Source organism: Streptomyces umbrinus, from assembly GCF_030817415.1.
GTDB lineage: Bacteria > Actinomycetota > Actinomycetes > Streptomycetales > Streptomycetaceae > Streptomyces > Streptomyces umbrinus_A.
Genome location: NZ_JAUSZI010000002.1, coordinates 7,333,999 through 7,349,643, shown reverse-complemented (window position 1 = coordinate 7,349,643; position 15,645 = coordinate 7,333,999). Strand labels below are relative to the sequence as shown.

The window sequence follows — 15,645 nt, the reverse complement described above, 5'->3', positions numbered from 1 at the left end:
AGTGAGCGAGCGGGGGAGGCGGCCTGCCCGTTGTCCTGCCGGTCAGGTCAGGTCAGGTCAGGTCAGCGGGTATGACGTGCGGCCCGAGGCCTCGTCTATTTCGTCGTGGGCCTTGGTCAGGAGTTTCATCGCCAGTTCGTTGAGGGCCCTGGCGCCGGCCACTTCCTCGCCCACCCTCGGCTGGTTGGAGTCGGAGGGGTGGCGGCTCGCGTAGCCGTGGGCCCGTACCTCGCTTCCGTCGGGGAGGCGTACGAGGGCGGCTGCGCGGGTGCGGTTGTCGTCCTCGTGGAATTCCAGCTCTATGTGCCATCCGACAGCGGTCTTCATCGTCATCACGATCACCTCCGGAGCCGCTGTTTCCAGCTGCCCTCCAGCTGTCTTCCGCTGCTTCCACCTTCCTCCAGAGTGCGCCTGCTCAGCCGCGATTGCACGGCGTACTCGTGACTGAAGCTCCCTGGCTCCCTCGTGTCACGCTGTCCCGCAGCGGTCCCGGAGTGGCTCCACTCCGTCGCCCTCCAGGTCGTCGCAGTACGCCGCACGTCCCGTCATCGCCATCACCAGGGCCAGGGTCGTACCGGAGACCAGCGGTCCTGTGCCGGTCGTGAAGGGGCCGTCCGTCGCGGTGAGTCTCAGGCCGTCGATGCGTCCCTTGGCCAGGACCACCAGGTCCGAGCCCCGGTAGTACTCGGCCACCCGCGTGACCGTCTCGATCGGGTGGTCGCGGACGATGCCCAGCGGGCGTCGGATGTCCTCTCCATGCACGATCGTCTCGCCCAGCATGGCCAGGGCCGGGAGAGGGGGCTTGGTTGTGCTTGGGACCACTCGTCGGAATCTCTCCAGTGTCTCCGCCGGGGTGGCGCCCAGTTGTTCGGCCAGCCTCATGGCCACCTGTTTGTCGAAGTCGAACCGGCAGCGGATCACACCCGCCAGCCAGCGTACGGAGTTGAGGCTCGCTCCCGCGGTGAGGTGGGCCAGCACCTCGCGCACCGTCAGCTCGGTGCACAGCGAGGGCGTTCTCCACTGTTCGTCGGTCAGGGCCGCGAGATCGGTCGCCAGTGCCGTTCGCTCGGCGCGGATCAGGGGCCAGGCTCCGGTTGTCCCTCGGCTGCTGCGGGCTGCTCTCGGTTCCGGATCAGTCATGCGGGGCGTCTCCTGTCACGGGGCGTGCGTGTGGGTGTGGGCGTAGGCGTGGTCTCCGGCCTTTCGGGCGGCCTGTGATCCAGGTCTCATCATCGTCGTGCAGCAGAAAACACGGCTTCGGCGTCGAGGGGGTGACAGGAAGGGAGGAGCGTGTGGATCTGGCAACCGAGTGGAAGCTGAGTGCCGGTCGTGGTGAGGCCGAGGCCGAGACGGCGGAGATGGACTTTCAGCAGTTCGTCGCCGCCCGGTCGGCTCCGTTGTTCCGCGGCGCCCTCGTTCTGACCGGGAACCGCGAGACGGCGGAGGACCTGGTCCAGGAGACCCTGGAGCGGGTCTGCCGCAAGTGGCGGACGATCGTCGCCAAGGATGCCCCGGACGCGTACGTCCGGCGGATCATGGTGAACCTGGCCAACGACCGTTGGCGGAGGTTCCGTCGCACGGTTCCGCACCAGGACACCGGCGACATGGCGGCTCCGGGCGACGAGTACGGGCGTATGGACAGCAGGGACCAGTTGGTCCGCGCTCTGCAGAGTCTGCCGATGCGGATGCGGACGTCGTGGTGCTGCTCGCTCACGGCATGGAAAAGCTCAGAAGCCAGTTTCCCGCGCTCTCCGGCCCTTCATCACGGCAGCCCGAGGAGGGAACCCGATGACCTCGAACGATTCGCGGCCCTTCGGCTGCGGACACCCCACACCCTTCGAAGAGGAACTGGTGAACGCCATGAACAACTTCGCGAACTCCGCCGACGCGCCCACCTTCGACGCTCCCAGCATCACGCGCAGGTCCCGTCGGAAGCGGGCCACGGCCATTGCCGGTATCTCGGCCGCCCTCATCGTGGCCGGCGGCGGTACCGCCCTCGCCTCCATCACCGGCGGTTCGGACTCGCCGGAGTCCGCTCCCGCGGCCGCCATCACCGCGGCGCCGGCCTGGACGACGCCAAGGGGTAGATCGCGAAGACCCAGACCAAGCTGGGCAAGGTCAGCAAGGTGGACTGCGGCAAGTACGGCAAGCCGGGCACGGTCATCCAGGTCGACCCCCACAGCCCGAAGACCGTCGCCAACGGCGACACCGTCGATGTGACGCTCTGCGCCGGCTGATCCGAAGCCCCTGTTCGCGCCCCGCCCCTCCCGGTACCGGTGCCCGGAGGAGCGGGGCGCGGCACGCTCAGGGATGATCTGTCCCATGGGGCATGGGAAAGGGCACGGGGCGGACATGGACGACGCCCGGGCGTGGGACAAGCGGCTGGCATGGGCGTACGGACTGATCGCGAACGACCCGGCCGAACGGGCCGCGGCGCTCGACCACTTGGCCTCCGCGCGGAGGAGGACCGAGGAGGCTCAGCATCGGTTCAACGAGACGTTGCGGACGCTGCAGGGGCAGGGGGTGATGTATCCGTACGAGGATCCGGCCCTGCGATCGGCCAACGAGGAGTACCTGTGGGCCCGGAGCCATTCGCTGCCCAGCGGCATGTGGGACAGAGGGCCCGGTGAGGATCTCTCCGAATGGCCCGGGCTGCCCTACGCGCTGCTCTTCCTCGAATGGGAGGCCCGGTATCCGGAGGAGTGGACCCGGCATGCCAAGGCGTGGGGGACGAAGGAAGGGCTCATCCGGGATCTCGCCACCGACGCCGTCGGGCAGGACCCGGTCGCCCGGACCAAGCTGATCGACCTGGTGGAGATCGTCGTACGGCGTGCCTACCGCTGCAAGGACCGTGAGTACGTGCGCATCGCCCGGGTCGTCGACGGCGACCCGCTGCGCGTACGGCTGGAGGGCGCCCGGCGTTCGGAGAACCCCTGGGCCCAGTTGCACGCCGGGTACGTACTGTGGATTCTGGATCGGCCCGAGGTGCCCAACAGCCGCCACGTCTGGCGGACTTGGCTGGCGGACGCGCGGCAGTAGGCCCGGCCCGTGGGGACAGGGGCCCGTTCATGTGGTGTTCCTCGCCGCGAGGAACGTCCGTACCGCCGCGTGCAGGCGGCGCGGCTGGTCCAGGTGTACGTCGTGGCCCGCGTCCTCGATGACCTCGGTCCGGGACTGGGACTGGGTTCGGTCCTGGGGCGGGTGGCCGGTCCGTATCTGTGCCCTCCTCTCCATCCGCGTCATCTCCGCCTCCCGCATCGTGCCCTTCGCTCCACGTACGACGAGGGTGGGGCAGGCGACTCGGTCCCACTCGGGCCAGTACGCGCGGGTGGACAGTTCGGCGACGGCGGCGAGCATCGTGTCGCGGTCCCAACGGGGGTGGTGGCCGTCCTCCCGTTCCTCCAGGCCCCTCGCCCAGGCCTCGTGGCCGAGGAAGGCGGCGGCGGAGGAGAAGGACGTGAACGGCGTGGGCCAGCTGTCCAGCCAGGCGGCGATCTCGGTGGGGAGGTCCGGGCTCGGGCCGGCCGGGCCCGCCTCGATCAGGATCAGGGAGTCGACCAGGTGCGGGTGGGCCGCCGCGGTGAGGAACGCCGTGTGGCCGCCCAGGGACTGGCCGAGGAGGGTCACCGGGGTGGGGAGGGACAGTTCCTCGATCAGGGTGGTCACGTCTCGTACCGCCGACGCCCGCGTCATGTCCGGCGGGCAACGCGTGCTCGCGCCATGGCCTCTGGCGTCGTACGTGATCACGCGGTGGCCGCCCGCCAGGAGGAGCGGGAGCAAGTCGTCCCACTCCCCCATGTGACCCGCCAGGCCGTGCAGGAGTACCAGCGGGGGGCGTTGGGAGCCGGGGGCGGGCTCCGCGCCGGGCTCGGGGGCGTGGTGGTCCCGGTAGGCGAGGCGAGTGCCGTCAGGGGTGGTGGCGTTGCCTGTGTGGGTGTCCAACTGGATTGTCGCTCCTTGTCGTTGGGCTGGAGTTTCTCAGGCTGACGGTGCTGCACGGCACCCCGGCAACCTTTCCACTCCCGGCTGCCACCTCCCTCTGACAGTTCCTCAACTCCTGCGCAGGGATGGTCGGATGAGCCGCAATGTCAGTGTGAGCAGTCGTAGACGGTTTCTTGTCGGTGCCGCGGGTGCGGTCGGGGGTGGGGCGCTCGGGGTGCTGGGGCTGCCCGGGACCGCCGTTGCCGCCGCGGCGGCGACCGGCACCGTGTACATCGCCAGTGACTCCACCGCCCAGACGTACAACTCCCGTTACTACCCCCAGGCCGGCTGGGGGCAGAAGCTGTCCTCGTTCCTGACCTCGAACATCACCGTCGCCAACCATGCGATCGGCGGGCGGAGTTCGCGGTCCTTCATCGAGCAGGGGCGGCTGGCCGCGATCCATCAGGTGATCAGGGCCGGTGACTACCTGTTCGTGCAGTTCGGGCACAACGACGCGACCGTGAGCAATCCGGAGCGGTACACCTCGCCCGCCGACTACAAGGAGTACCTGCGCAACGACTACATCCGGGCGACGCGGGCCCGGGGCGCGACCCCGGTCGTCGTGACGCCGGTGTCGCGGCGCTCCTACAACGCGTCGACGGGGAAGTTCAACGTCTCCTTCCCGGCGTACGTGGATGCCGCGAAGGCGGTAGCGCGGGAGGAGGGCGCCCCGCTGGTCGATCTCTCGGCTGCCAGCCGCGTCTACCTCGACGGGGTCGGGATCGAGGGGTCCAAGGCGATCTTCCTGTGGCTGGCCGCGGGGCAGTACCCGAACTTCCCGAACGGGGTCCAGGACAACACCCACTTCCAGGAGCGGGGCGCGGTCGAGATGGCCCGGCTGGTCTCCCGGGCCGTGGCGGGGCTGGGGCTGCCGATCTCGGGAGAGGTGGTGCCGGGGGTCCGGTAGGGGCGGGTTAGCCTCGATCGACCGTACGGAATCCCGTATGGAATCCCGTACGGACGCAGCACCAGGAGGCAGTGATGGCGAAGGTACCGGCCGCGGCGGTGGCCGCGAGTGGGCTCATCGGCGGGTACGGGGTCGCCCGCTGGACCGGGAAGCGGCAGCTCGGCGGGGTCGTACTCGCCGCCGCCGGGGCCACTGCTGCGCAGCAGTGGCGGCAGCAGGCCGGCGGGCGGGTGGCGAGTGCGCTGACCGTCGCGTACGTCGCCGGGTTCGCCGGATCGCATCCGCTCGCCAAGAAGGTGGGTGCCTGGCCCGCGGTGTTCGGTGTGGCCGGGGCCGTGGCGCTGGCGTCCTGGGCGGTGGCCGACCGGCGCGGCTGAGGACGTCCTTCTTCTTGTTCCTTCTTCTTGTTCCTTCTCCTTTCGGGGCCGTCCCCGGTTTTCGGGCCGACTCCGGGGAGGGCCGGGCCCTCTATCCCACCGGCGCTCCCCGGAACGCCCTCCGGTAGGCCTGCGGGCTCGTTCCCACCACGCGCTTGAAGCGGTCGCGGAAGGCCGTCGGTGAGCCGAACCCCGTCTGGACCGCGATCCGTTCGACCGGGTGGGTCGTGGTCTCCAGGAGGTGCTGGGCGCGGCGCACCCGCGCCAGGTGCAGCCACTGCAGGGGCGTGGTGCCGGTCTGTTCGCGGAACCGGCGGTTGAGCGTACGGGCGCTCGTGCCCGCCCGGGCCGCGATGTCGTCCAGGGTCAGGTCGCGGTCGGAGTGCTCCTCCAGCCAGCTCAGCAGGGGTTCCATCGTCGTGCCTGCCGGTGCCGGGGGCTGGGCGTGGACGATGAACTGGGCCTGCCCGCCCTCCCGTTCGAGCGGCATGACGGACATCCGGGCCGCGTGCGCGGCGACGGCCGAGCCGTAGTCCAGGCGGATCATGTGCAGGCACATGTCCATCGCCGCGGCGGCGCCGGCCGAGGTGAGGAACTGGCCGTTGTCGACGTAGAGGACGTTCGGGTCGACCGTCACCTTCGGGTACATGGCCGCCAGGTCCGCGGCCGCGATCCAGTGGGTCGTCGCCCGCTGTCCGTCCAGCAGACCGGTGGCGGCGAAGATGAACGCGCCGACGCAGATCGACGCGATACGCGTCCCGTTCGCGGCCGCCGCGCACAGGGCCTCCGCGACGCCCGGCGGCAGCGGCACGGTCGGGTCGGCGGTGCCCGGCACGACGATCGTGTCGGCCTCGGCCAGCGCCTCGAGACCGTACGGCGCCCGTACGGAGAACGGGCCCGCGCTGACCTCCTCCGCCACCGAGCAGACCTTGACCCGGTAGGGCGCGCGGCCGTCCGGCAGCCGGGCCCAGTTGAACGTGTCGATCGGCGCGGAGAGGTCGAACGGGATGACCTGGTCCAGTACCAGTACGGCCACTGTGTGCATGGCGAAAGAGTAGGGGTGGCGCGGGTTCTGGCCAACAGGGGGTCGTCCTGGTATCGGCCTGCTGCTGACCCACTGTCGGTCTGCCGACTGCCCGAACGGGCCCTGGCGAGAATCCGTTGAACCCTGGCAATAGCGCCACTTCCACAAGATCCGGTACGCCGCCTACCGTCCCCTCGTGACCAAGTTCTTCCTCGTTCTCCATGTCCTGGCCGCGATCGTCGCCGTCGGGCCCGTCACCGTGGCGGCCAGCATGTTCCCGCCCGGCGCGCGCCGCGCTCTCGCCGATCCGGGGGACCAGCGGGCGGCGGAGACGCTACGGCTGCTGCACCGGATCTGCCGGGTGTACGCGGGCCTCGGCATCGCCGTTCCCGTACTCGGGTTCGCCACGGCCATGAGCATGGGCGTGCTCAGTGACGCCTGGCTGATCGCCTCGATGGCCCTGACCGGGATCGCGGCGGCGGTCCTGCTGGCGCTGGTGCTGCCGCGTCAGGAGGAGCTCCTCGAAGCGGTGGAGGCGGCGGCCGGGGCGGACGCGACCACCGGCACCGCAGACACGGCCGGCGCTGGTGCCGGCGCTGGTGCCGCCTCCGGCACCGCCACATCCACCGGCGTCACCGCGAACCCCCGTGCCACCGTCCGGCTCGCCATGTTCACCGGCATCTTCAATCTGCTCTGGGCCACGGTCACGATCCTCATGATCGTCCGCCCGGGTTCAACGACGGGCGCCTGACGGCCGAGGAACCGCCGCCCGCTCCCGAGGAGGAGTGGGCGAACACCAGCCCGTCCGTCGAGTCTCCCGTGTCCTCCCTGAACTGCCGGGCGACGGACGTGGCGACGAGTACCCCCGCCGCCATCACGAGCGTGGAGAACGCCCAGGTCAGCGGCCACAGGGACGCGTCCGGTGGCTCGGGGTTCGTGCGGAACGAGAGGTACATGAGTGTCGCCGGGGGCGCCGCCACCAGCAGCAGTGGCCAGGCGAGGGCGTCGCGGTGGCCGAAGTACAAGGCCAGGAGGAGCAGGGTCACGGCCAGGGCCGCGACGCCGAGGACGGACACCGGGGTCGTCTCGGTCGTCGAACCGGGTGACTCGGGGCGGTTGCGCAGATCCCAGGGCAGGCAGAGAAGGTACGCCGCCGAGGACAGGGCGGCACCCAGCAGGCGGGTCAGCCAGCGTTCCGTCCAGGGGCGCTTCGACAGCAGGCCCAGCAGCTTCTCGGTCATAGGGGTCATGGGAACGAGCGTTCCTCAGACGCACACAGGGCCGACAGAGTACGCGTACTCAGATCGCCGGGACCTTCCTCCGGACCGACCGCACAGCCGTACAGCCGTACAGCCGTACAACGGGGGCGCACGACCGGCCCGTACGACCGACCCGTATGCGCCACCCACGGCCTAGACTCCCAGGTCATGAAGGGACTGCTGCTACGGCTGTCGGCCCTCGACGCGGATGCCGCGGCGGCGCTGCGGGTCATCGCGCACTTCGAGGCGCTGCTCGGGGCCGGGCGGCTCGACACCGAGTCGCTCGTGCGGTCCACGGCGGGGCTGGCCGAGTGTCCGGCGGGCCTTGAGGTGGGCGGGCGTGTGGTGCGGTTCGGGCCGGCCGGGACCGTACCGGCGGGGCCTGTCGGCACGGTCTCCGGGAGCGCCGAGTTCGCGCCGGGCGGCCGGGTGTGGCTGGAGCGGGCGGGGGCGCCCGGGCCCTTCGACGAGCTGGTGCTGGAGTGGATGGCCATCGCCGCGGGCGTCGTGCACGGCGGCCGTGAGCAGGACAGCGCGCCCCATCAGGTGGCGGACCCGGCGCTGGTCGAGCGGGTGCTGTCGGAGCGCGAGGCCGTCGAGGACCGGGCACGGGCGCTGCGCCTGCTGGGTCTGGTGCCCGAGCAGCTGCTGCGGGTGGTCGCCGTCGCCGGGGCCTCCTCGGTGGCCGTGCTGGGGCGGCACGAACTGCGGCCCGGTGTGCGGGTCGCGGCGGTCGGCCCGCTCGCCGTGGCGCTGGCGCCGGGTGCCGAGTCGGCCGCCGACGCGTTGCGGGCGCTGCTTCGTGAGCACGGTGCCGAGGGGGTACGGATCGGGATCGGCGGGAGTGCTCCCGCCCTGGACGCCGGGGTCTCCTGGGCGCAGGCCCGGCTCGCGCTGCGGTTCGCCGTCGATGTGGCGGGGCTGCCCGACGAGGCCGTCGTGGACCACGACACCCTCGGGCCGGTGGCGCTGCTCGCCGACATCCCCGTGGACCGGCTGCGGGCCCAGCCCGACGTGCGTGCCCTGGCCGGACTCGCCGAGGGCAAGGGCGGCCCGGCGGCGCTGGCCGCCCTGACCGCCTTCCTCCGCACCGGCTCCCTCCGCCACGCCGCCACCGACCTCCACCTCCACCACAGCTCGGTCGCCGCCCGCCTCTCGGGAGTTGAAACCGCCCTGGGCTACCACCTGAGCAACCCACAGGACCGCTTCAGAGCCCAACTGGCGCTGTACGCGCTGCGATTGGCGCCCCTTTAGGGGCGCGGGGCTGTGACATATGCGGCTCCGCCGCGTGGCGCGACCAGCCACAACGCACCCGCACCCGACAACCAACAGGTCCCCCGGCGCTTCGAAAGGGCTACCGCAACGCCCTCCGAAGCACAGCAACCGCCTCCGCCGCATCCCTCTGGGAGACCTCCGCATGGGCGACCATCGCCGAGCCATGGAACGTCCCCGGGAACAGATGCAACTCCACACTCACCCCGGCCGCGAGCAACGCACGGGCATAGTCGATGCCCTCGTCGCGCAGCGGATCGAACTCCATCACCGAGATGTAGGCGGGCGGCAACCCGGCGAGCTGCTCGGTGGTGGCCCGAGCGGGAGCCGCGTAGACCGGGACATCGGGGCCGCCCGGCACCCCGCTGCCGAGGTAGGCGTCCCAGCTGATGATCGCGTTGGGCCGGTTCCACAGGGGCGTGTCGGTGAAGTCCCGCATGCTGGGCGTGTCGAGGCGGTCGTCGAGTTCGGGGATGCCGAGGTACTGGAAGACGATCGCGGGGCCGCCCCGGTCACGGGCGAGCAGCGCCAGACCGGCCGCGATGCCGCCGCCGGCGCTGATGCCGAAGAGAGCGATCCTGGCGGGGTCCATGCCGAACTCGGCGGCGTTCTTGGTGAGGTGGACGAGTCCGGCGTACGCGTCTTCGAGGCCGGCCGGGTACGGGTTCTCGGGGGCGAGCCGGTACTCCACGGAGAAGACGGCGGCGCCCAGTTCCCGCGCGAGCGCCACGTTGACGCCGTGGTCGAATTCGACGCTGCCCAGCATGAATCCGCCGCCGTGGATGTCGTAGATCACCGGGAGCGGGCCCTCGACTCCTTGCGGGCGGTAGCCGCGCAGGAGGACGTCTGGGGCGCCCTCCGGCCCGGGCGCGACCACGTCGAAGACGTCCACGCCCGTGGCGTCCACTTCCTCCAGGGCCGCATTGATTCCGACGAGCATCTCGGCCCGGGCGCCTTCGAGGTCCGAGGTGTCGGCCCGGGGCAGCATGGGCACGACTGCGGCAAGCTCCGGGTCCAGGGGGTAGGTCGTCATCTCGTCCTCCGAATTCGACGCGCGTTCCCGTCGTCGTCGCGGCTCTGCGTCGTCACGTCGCTGCGTCGTTCCGGAAACGGTGACACGGCGCATCCTCGCAGGTCACCCGACGGGCGTCGGGGAATCCGGGAGGGCGGCCCGACAGCCGTGCGGGCCGGAGGCCCGGGGACCCGGGAGGGGCGGCCTAGGCCGTCGCCCCGGAAGGCGCCGGCCCGGCGGGCTTCGGCCCCGAGGACGGTGAAGCCGCCGCCGACAGCGGCCTGGCGATGTCCTCCAGCGACCGCCGTTCCGCCCGTACCGCGAGTGCCGCCGCGACCAGCCCCGCCGCACACATCAGCCCGGCGCCGATCTGGAAGGCGAGCACCGTGTCGCCGACCACGCCCGTGCTGGTCAGGTCGGCGAAGAGCAGCGGTCCGCTGATGCCGCCGGCCGCGGTGCCGATGGCGTAGAAGAAGGCGATGGCCATCGCGCGGGTCTCCATCGGGAAGATCTCGGAGACCGTGAGGTACGCGCTGCTGGCGCCCGCGGAGGCGAAGAACAGGACCACGCACCAGCAGGCGGTCATCGTCGTCGCGCTCAGCGAGCCCCGGTCGAAGAGCCAGGCGGTGGCGAAGAGCAGGATGCCGGAGAGCAGGTAGGTGGACGAGATCATGATCCGGCGGCCCACGGTGTCGAAGAGCTTGCCGAGCAGCAGCGGGCCGAGGAAGTTGCCGGCCGCGATGACGGCGAAGTAGTAGCCGGTCGAGGAGGTCGGCACGTCGAAGAACGTGGTGAGGATCGCGCCGAAGCCGAAGGTGATCGCGTTGTAGAGGAACGCCTGCCCGATGAAGAGGGAGAGGCCGAGCACGGCGCGTTTGCGGTACGTCGAGAAGACCGTGCGCCCGATGGTGAGGAACCCGATACTCTTGCGCTGGTGGATGGTGATCTCGCCCGCGGGCGGCGGGAGTTCGCGTCCGGTCTCCTCCTCGATCTGCCGCTCGACGGAGGAGACGAGGCGTTCGGCCTCCTCCCCCCTGCCGTGGATGAACAGCCACCTGGGACTCTCGGGGACGTTGCGGCGTACGAGCAGGATCACCAGGCCGAGGACGACGCCGAGGAGGAAGGTGAGCCGCCAGCCGACGTTGATCGCGAACAGGTCCGTGTTCAGCGCGACGATCGACAGGAGCGAGCCACCGATCGCGCCGAGCCAGAAGCTGCCGTTGATGATCAGGTCGACGCGGCCGCGGTAGTGGGAGGGGATCAGTTCGTCGATCGCCGAGTTGATGGCCGCGTACTCGCCGCCGATGCCGAAGCCGGTGAGGAAGCGGAAGAGGAAGAACCACCAGGTGGAGAAGGAGAACGCCGTCATGGCCGTGGCCGCGAGATAGACGGCGAGGGTGATCATGAACAGCTTTTTACGGCCGAAGACGTCCGTGAGACGGCCGAAGAACAGCGCTCCCGCGCAGGCCCCGGCCACATAGAGCGCGGCCGCGATACCGGTGACCTGGGCGGCCGAGATGGGCAGCCCGCTGCCGGACTCGGAGAGCCGGCCGGCGATGTTGCCGACGACGGTGACCTCAAGACCGTCAAGGATCCACACCGTGCCGAGCCCGATGACGATGGTCCAGTGCCAGCGCGACCACGGCAGCCGGTCCAGCCGGGCGGGAACGGCGGTGGTGACGGTGCCGGTATCGGCGTCGGTAACGGCCATGGCGCGCCTCCTCCACCCCCGGGCACGTGCGGCTCCGGGGCACATCCCCGAGTCCCCAGATCCGCGCCCCTCTCACCCGCCACCTGCCACGCAGCCCCGGGCTACGCCCCTTCAGGGGCGCGGGGAACTGCGCGACAAGCCCCCACCCACCCGCAACCCACACCCGCGCACCCCGCGGAGCGCTACGCCCCCAACGCCCGGGACACCCCATAAATCAGAAGGCCCGCCAGCGAGCCGACCACCGTGCCATTGATCCGGATGAACTGCAGGTCCCGCCCGATATGCGCCTCGATCTTCTTCGAGGTGTGCTCGGCGTCCCAGCCCGCGACCGTGTCCGTGATGAGCGAGGTGATCTCGTCCCGGTAGGTCGTCACGATGTACACCGCGGCCCCCTCGACCCACCCGTCGACCTTGGCCTGGAGCTTCGCGTCGGTGGCCGTCCGCGCCCCGAGCGAGAGCAGCGAGGCACGAACACGCAGCCGCAGCTCACTGCGCTCGTCCTCCGCCGCGGACACGATCATCTGCCGTACGGAGGACCAGGCGGACGCGATCAGGTCCTGGACCTCGCCACGTCCGAGGACCTCCCGCTTGAGGTTCTCCACGCGCGCGCGGGTGTCGGTGTCGGACTGGAGGTCGTTGGCGAAGTCGGTGAGGAACCGGTCGAGGGCGCCGCGCGCCGGGTGGGCGGGCATGTCGCGCATCTCGGTGACGAAGCGCAGCAGTTCCTTGTAGACGCGCTCGCCGACCCGCTTGTCGACGAACCGCGGGGTCCAGCCGGGGGCGCCGCCCTGTACCGCGTCCATCACCTGGTCGTTGTGGAAGACGAGCCAGTCGTGGGCGCGTACGCAGATCAGGTCGACGACCCGCCGGTGACCGCCGTCCGCGACGACCTTCTCCAGCATCTTCCCTATGCCGGGGGCGATCTCCTGGGCGTCGGCCCGCCGGTTGATGGCCTCGCCGACGACGGCCTGCACGTCCGAGTCGCGCAGCACGGCGAGGGCGCCGCGCAGGGCGGTGGCCAGCTCCGCGGTCACCCGGTCGGCGTGCTCCGGATCGGCCAGCCAGGTGCCGAGGCGGCTGCCGATGCCGACGGCGCGCAGCCGCTGCCGCACGACGTCCCGCGAGAGGAAGTTCTCCCCGACGAACTCGCCCAGGGAGACGCCGAGCTGGTCCTTCTTGGTGGGGATGATCGCGGTGTGCGGGATGGGGATCCCGAGGGGGTGCCGGAACAGCGCGGTGACGGCGAACCAGTCGGCGAGCGCGCCGACCATGCCGGCCTCGGCGGCCGCCGCGACATAGCCCGTCCAGGCGCCCGCGCCGGAGTTCCCGGCCCACTTGGCCAGTACGTAGACGACGGCGACGAACAGCAGGAGGCCCGTCGCCGTGAGTTTCATCCGGCGCACCCCGCGGAACTTCTCCTCGTCCGCAGGGCTGAACGAGTTCATCGCGCGCCCGGGCACCGTGCGGTTCGCCGCACCGCCGGGCCGGGCATGCTGCCCTTCGGGCCCCGCTCCATCCGTTTGATCCGCTTTCGCGCTTTCCATCCGCTCCACCCGTTCCCTGTCCCCCGCACACATTGTCCCAACCTGACCGACTACTGGAACGGAACAGGAGTTCCCGGCGTCTTGCCGGGCGGGGCCAGAAAAATCGGATACGGGCGGCGGGGGCAATGGGGGCCCTGTCTGCTTCCCCCCACGCCATGCCTCATCATGGGGTCATCACATCGGAGCCTCGGGCTCCCACTGCCCGAGGAGACTTGCACCGCATGACCAAGCGTCACGGTTATGCCTTGCTGGCCGCGATCGTCGCCGTAGTCGTGGTCATCTCAGCCGCCATATACGTCGGGGTCGCCGCCGACGACGGCGAGGAGAAGCCGCTCGTGGGCGGCGGTACGCCACACAACTCGGCGGCCCCCGCGTCCGTCGGCACCTGGGTCGGCGCCTGGTCGGCGTCCCCGTCCGGGGCGGAGCCCGGCACCGAGGCCAACGGAATGGCGGGCCGTTCGGTCCGCAACGTGGTGCATGTCGGCGTCGGCGGCACCGCGGCCCGCATCACCCTGTCCAACCTCTACGGGCAGCAGCCGCTCAGCATCACGCACGCCTCGGTCGCCGTCGCGGCCGCCGCGAACAACCCCGCCGCCGCTGCCGGCACCATGCGCCGCCTCACCTTCCGCGGCAGCCCGTCGGTGATCGTGCCGGCCGGGCAGCAGGTGGTCAGCGACGCCGTGCGCCTGCTCGTCCCGCACGACACGGACGTGCTGGTGACGACGTACTCGCCGACGCCGTCCGGGCCGGTCACCATCCACCCGCAGGCACGTCAGATCTCGTACACCGCCGAGGGCGACCTCACGGAGGACGTGACCGGCACCGCGTACACCGGGCAGACGCCGTACTGGCGCTATGTGACCGCGCTGGACGTGCTGAGCAACGAGTCGGACGGCACGGTCGTCGTCATCGGCGACTCGCTCACCGACGGCTCGACCTCGTCCGTGGGCGAGAACCGCCGCTGGACGGACGTCCTGGCGGACCGGCTGCGCGACAACTCCGACGGCCCCCGCTACAGCGTCGTCAACCAGGGCATCAGCGGAAACCGCGTCCTCGGCAGCGGCCTCGGCCGGCCCGCCGAGAACCCGAGCGGTCTGATCCGCTTCAACCGTGACGTGCTCGGCCGTACGAACGTCAGGGCGGTCGTGGTCGCCCTCGGCGTCAACGACATCCTCCGTACGCCCCAGCAGACCGACGCGAACAAGATCACCGCCGGGCTGCGCGAGCTGAAGCGCCTGGCCCACGCCCGGGGCCTGCGCGTCATCGGGGCCACGCTCATGCCCTTCCAGGGCCACCGCGGCTACCGCCCGCACCTGGAGGACACCCGCCAGGCCGTCAACGCCCAGATCCGCGCCGGCAAGGTCTACGACGCCTACGTCGACTTCGACAAGGCACTCCGCGACCCCTACAACCCCCGCCGCCTCCGCTCCGACTACGACTCCGGCGACCACCTCCACCCCAGCGACAAGGGCTACAAGCGCATGGCAGAGGTCTTCGACCTGAACGACCTGAAGGGATCGGTCCCGGCCGAGCTGTGAGTGCCCCTTCAGGGGCGCGGGGCGGTCACACCTGCGGCTCCGCCGCGGGGCGCGACAAGCCACGACGGACCCGCACGCGACAACACCACCTGCGGGAGCGCCACGGCTGGGGCTCAGTCCCGGTCGCGGCGATCCCGCCGCTCACGCCGTTCCTCCCGCCGAGCCTCCCGATGCTCCCGCATCATCTCCCGGTGCTGCTCCATCGCCGCCCGATGGATGGACCGCGCATCATCCAGCGAGTCCCGATGGCCCAAGTCGCCGGAGCCGGAGCCGGAGCCCTCCAGGGCCCGGCGCCTGGACTCCTCCAACTCCTCCTGCCGCGCGGCCTTCCGCTCCAGCTTCTCCAGCCGCCGCTCCTCCTTCTGCCGGAGCCGCTCGGCCTTCGTCACCTTGCGCTCGACACCGACACCGCCCCAGAAGGCGAACCCGGTGACGACGACGCGCGGGGCGCCGGGGTCGCCCTGCACGCCCTCCTCGGTGTGGTCGAAGCCGCCCATGACGCCGATGCCGCGGACGACGACCTCGACACCGGGCGGCACGATCACGCTCATCCCTCCCATGATCGCGACGCAGTTGATCACGACCTCGCCGTCGGCGAAGTTCGCCTCGCGCAGGTCGATGACACCGCCGCCCCAGAACGCGAAGGAGTTGAACTTCCTCGGCACGGTCCAGCGCCCCTTGCGCTCGAACCCCGACATGATCGCGACGCCCCACTGGGACGAGCCCTCACCACCGACGATCCGGCTCGCCCAGCTCCCCGGCTCGGCAGCGCTCCCCTTGACCATCGACACGGTGGGAGCGGGCGGAGTCACCCCGGGCGCGGGCAGATCCCGGGTGATGGGCGCCAACTCCTTGTACGTACGCGCCTTGTACGTCGCTTCCAGACGCTCCTCGAACTCCTCCATGTCGAGGCGGCCCTCCGCGAGGGCGTCCCTCAGGACTTCGGCGACCTGCTCGCGGTCGGCGTCGGAGGCTCGCAGCTCGGGAAGCCCGTCGGGGAGTTCGTCCGTCATGGACAGA

The 15,645-nt window shown here is 70.9% G+C and carries 16 protein-coding genes; 7 read left to right on the top strand and 9 right to left on the bottom strand.

The genetic code is table 11. The features are described from left to right. Positions 1-57 precede the first annotated feature (57 nt). Together QF035_RS32545 and QF035_RS32540 are read right to left on the bottom strand one after the other, a co-directional pair. Entirely contained in the window at positions 58-333 is a 276-nt protein-coding gene (locus QF035_RS32545; RefSeq protein WP_307523979.1) for a DUF1876 domain-containing protein, read from the bottom strand. A gap of 135 nt (positions 334-468) precedes the next feature. Next, positions 469-1,140, bottom strand: coding sequence for a maleylpyruvate isomerase family mycothiol-dependent enzyme (locus QF035_RS32540; RefSeq protein ID WP_307523978.1), 672 nt, complete (start codon positions 1,138-1,140; stop codon positions 469-471). A gap of 152 nt (positions 1,141-1,292) precedes the next feature. On the opposite strand from QF035_RS32540, the gene QF035_RS32535 reads away from it, so the two are divergent. After that, entirely contained in the window at positions 1,293-2,087 is a 795-nt protein-coding gene (locus QF035_RS32535) for a sigma factor (RefSeq protein ID WP_307523977.1), read from the top strand. 235 nt (positions 2,088-2,322) lie between these two features. Further along, complete coding sequence (locus QF035_RS32530; RefSeq protein ID WP_307523976.1) at positions 2,323-3,039, top strand: hypothetical protein; 717 nt, start codon at positions 2,323-2,325, stop codon at positions 3,037-3,039. Positions 3,040-3,066: 27 nt separating this feature from the next. Here the strand turns inward: QF035_RS32530 and QF035_RS32525 are convergent, their stop codons facing one another. Continuing rightward, a complete protein-coding gene (locus QF035_RS32525) occupies positions 3,067-3,942 on the bottom strand; it encodes an alpha/beta fold hydrolase (protein ID WP_307523975.1) in 876 nt (291 codons plus the stop codon). Between the two features lie 151 nt (positions 3,943-4,093). On the opposite strand from QF035_RS32525, the gene QF035_RS32520 reads away from it, so the two are divergent. Then, positions 4,094-4,888 carry a rhamnogalacturonan acetylesterase gene (locus tag QF035_RS32520; RefSeq protein WP_307523974.1) on the top strand — a complete coding sequence of 265 codons (795 nt, stop codon included), beginning with the start codon at positions 4,094-4,096 and terminating at the stop codon, positions 4,886-4,888. Between the two features lie 74 nt (positions 4,889-4,962). Continuing rightward, positions 4,963-5,265, top strand: coding sequence for a hypothetical protein (locus tag QF035_RS32515; protein WP_307523973.1), 303 nt, complete (start codon positions 4,963-4,965; stop codon positions 5,263-5,265). Between the two features lie 91 nt (positions 5,266-5,356). Here QF035_RS32515 and QF035_RS32510 read toward each other — a convergent pair whose 3' ends face one another. Further along, complete coding sequence (locus tag QF035_RS32510; RefSeq protein ID WP_189843414.1) at positions 5,357-6,310, bottom strand: GlxA family transcriptional regulator; 954 nt, start codon at positions 6,308-6,310, stop codon at positions 5,357-5,359. A gap of 175 nt (positions 6,311-6,485) precedes the next feature. Here QF035_RS32510 and QF035_RS32505 point away from each other — a divergent pair, with 175 nt between their 5' ends. Next, positions 6,486-7,040 carry a protease gene (locus QF035_RS32505; RefSeq protein ID WP_307523972.1) on the top strand — a complete coding sequence of 185 codons (555 nt, stop codon included), beginning with the start codon at positions 6,486-6,488 and terminating at the stop codon, positions 7,038-7,040. Here the strand turns inward: QF035_RS32505 and QF035_RS32500 are convergent. After that, entirely contained in the window at positions 7,003-7,539 is a 537-nt protein-coding gene (locus tag QF035_RS32500) for a hypothetical protein (protein WP_373466767.1), read from the bottom strand. The genes QF035_RS32505 and QF035_RS32500 overlap by 38 nt on opposite strands. A gap of 177 nt (positions 7,540-7,716) precedes the next feature. On the opposite strand from QF035_RS32500, the gene QF035_RS32495 reads away from it, so the two are divergent. After that, a complete protein-coding gene (locus QF035_RS32495) occupies positions 7,717-8,802 on the top strand; it encodes a helix-turn-helix domain-containing protein (protein WP_307523971.1) in 1,086 nt (361 codons plus the stop codon). 100 nt (positions 8,803-8,902) lie between these two features. On the opposite strand, the gene QF035_RS32490 is transcribed toward QF035_RS32495, so the two are convergent. From QF035_RS32490 to QF035_RS32480, 3 genes are all read right to left on the bottom strand, one after another. Beyond that, a complete protein-coding gene (locus tag QF035_RS32490; RefSeq protein WP_307523970.1) occupies positions 8,903-9,853 on the bottom strand; it encodes an alpha/beta hydrolase in 951 nt (316 codons plus the stop codon). A 184-nt stretch (positions 9,854-10,037) separates the two neighbouring features. Then, positions 10,038-11,543 carry an MFS transporter gene (locus QF035_RS32485; RefSeq protein WP_307523969.1) on the bottom strand — a complete coding sequence of 502 codons (1,506 nt, stop codon included), beginning with the start codon at positions 11,541-11,543 and terminating at the stop codon, positions 10,038-10,040. 182 nt (positions 11,544-11,725) lie between these two features. After that, positions 11,726-13,087, bottom strand: a complete 1,362-nt coding sequence (locus QF035_RS32480) for a DUF445 domain-containing protein (protein ID WP_373466766.1) — start codon at positions 13,085-13,087, stop codon at positions 11,726-11,728. A gap of 221 nt (positions 13,088-13,308) precedes the next feature. Here QF035_RS32480 and QF035_RS32475 point away from each other — a divergent pair, with 221 nt between their 5' ends. Next, entirely contained in the window at positions 13,309-14,625 is a 1,317-nt protein-coding gene (locus tag QF035_RS32475; protein WP_307523967.1) for an SGNH/GDSL hydrolase family protein, read from the top strand. A gap of 113 nt (positions 14,626-14,738) precedes the next feature. Here the strand turns inward: QF035_RS32475 and QF035_RS32470 are convergent, their stop codons facing one another. Beyond that, a complete protein-coding gene (locus QF035_RS32470) occupies positions 14,739-15,638 on the bottom strand; it encodes a DUF1707 SHOCT-like domain-containing protein (RefSeq protein WP_307523966.1) in 900 nt (299 codons plus the stop codon). Between the last annotated feature and the right edge of the window lie 7 nt (positions 15,639-15,645).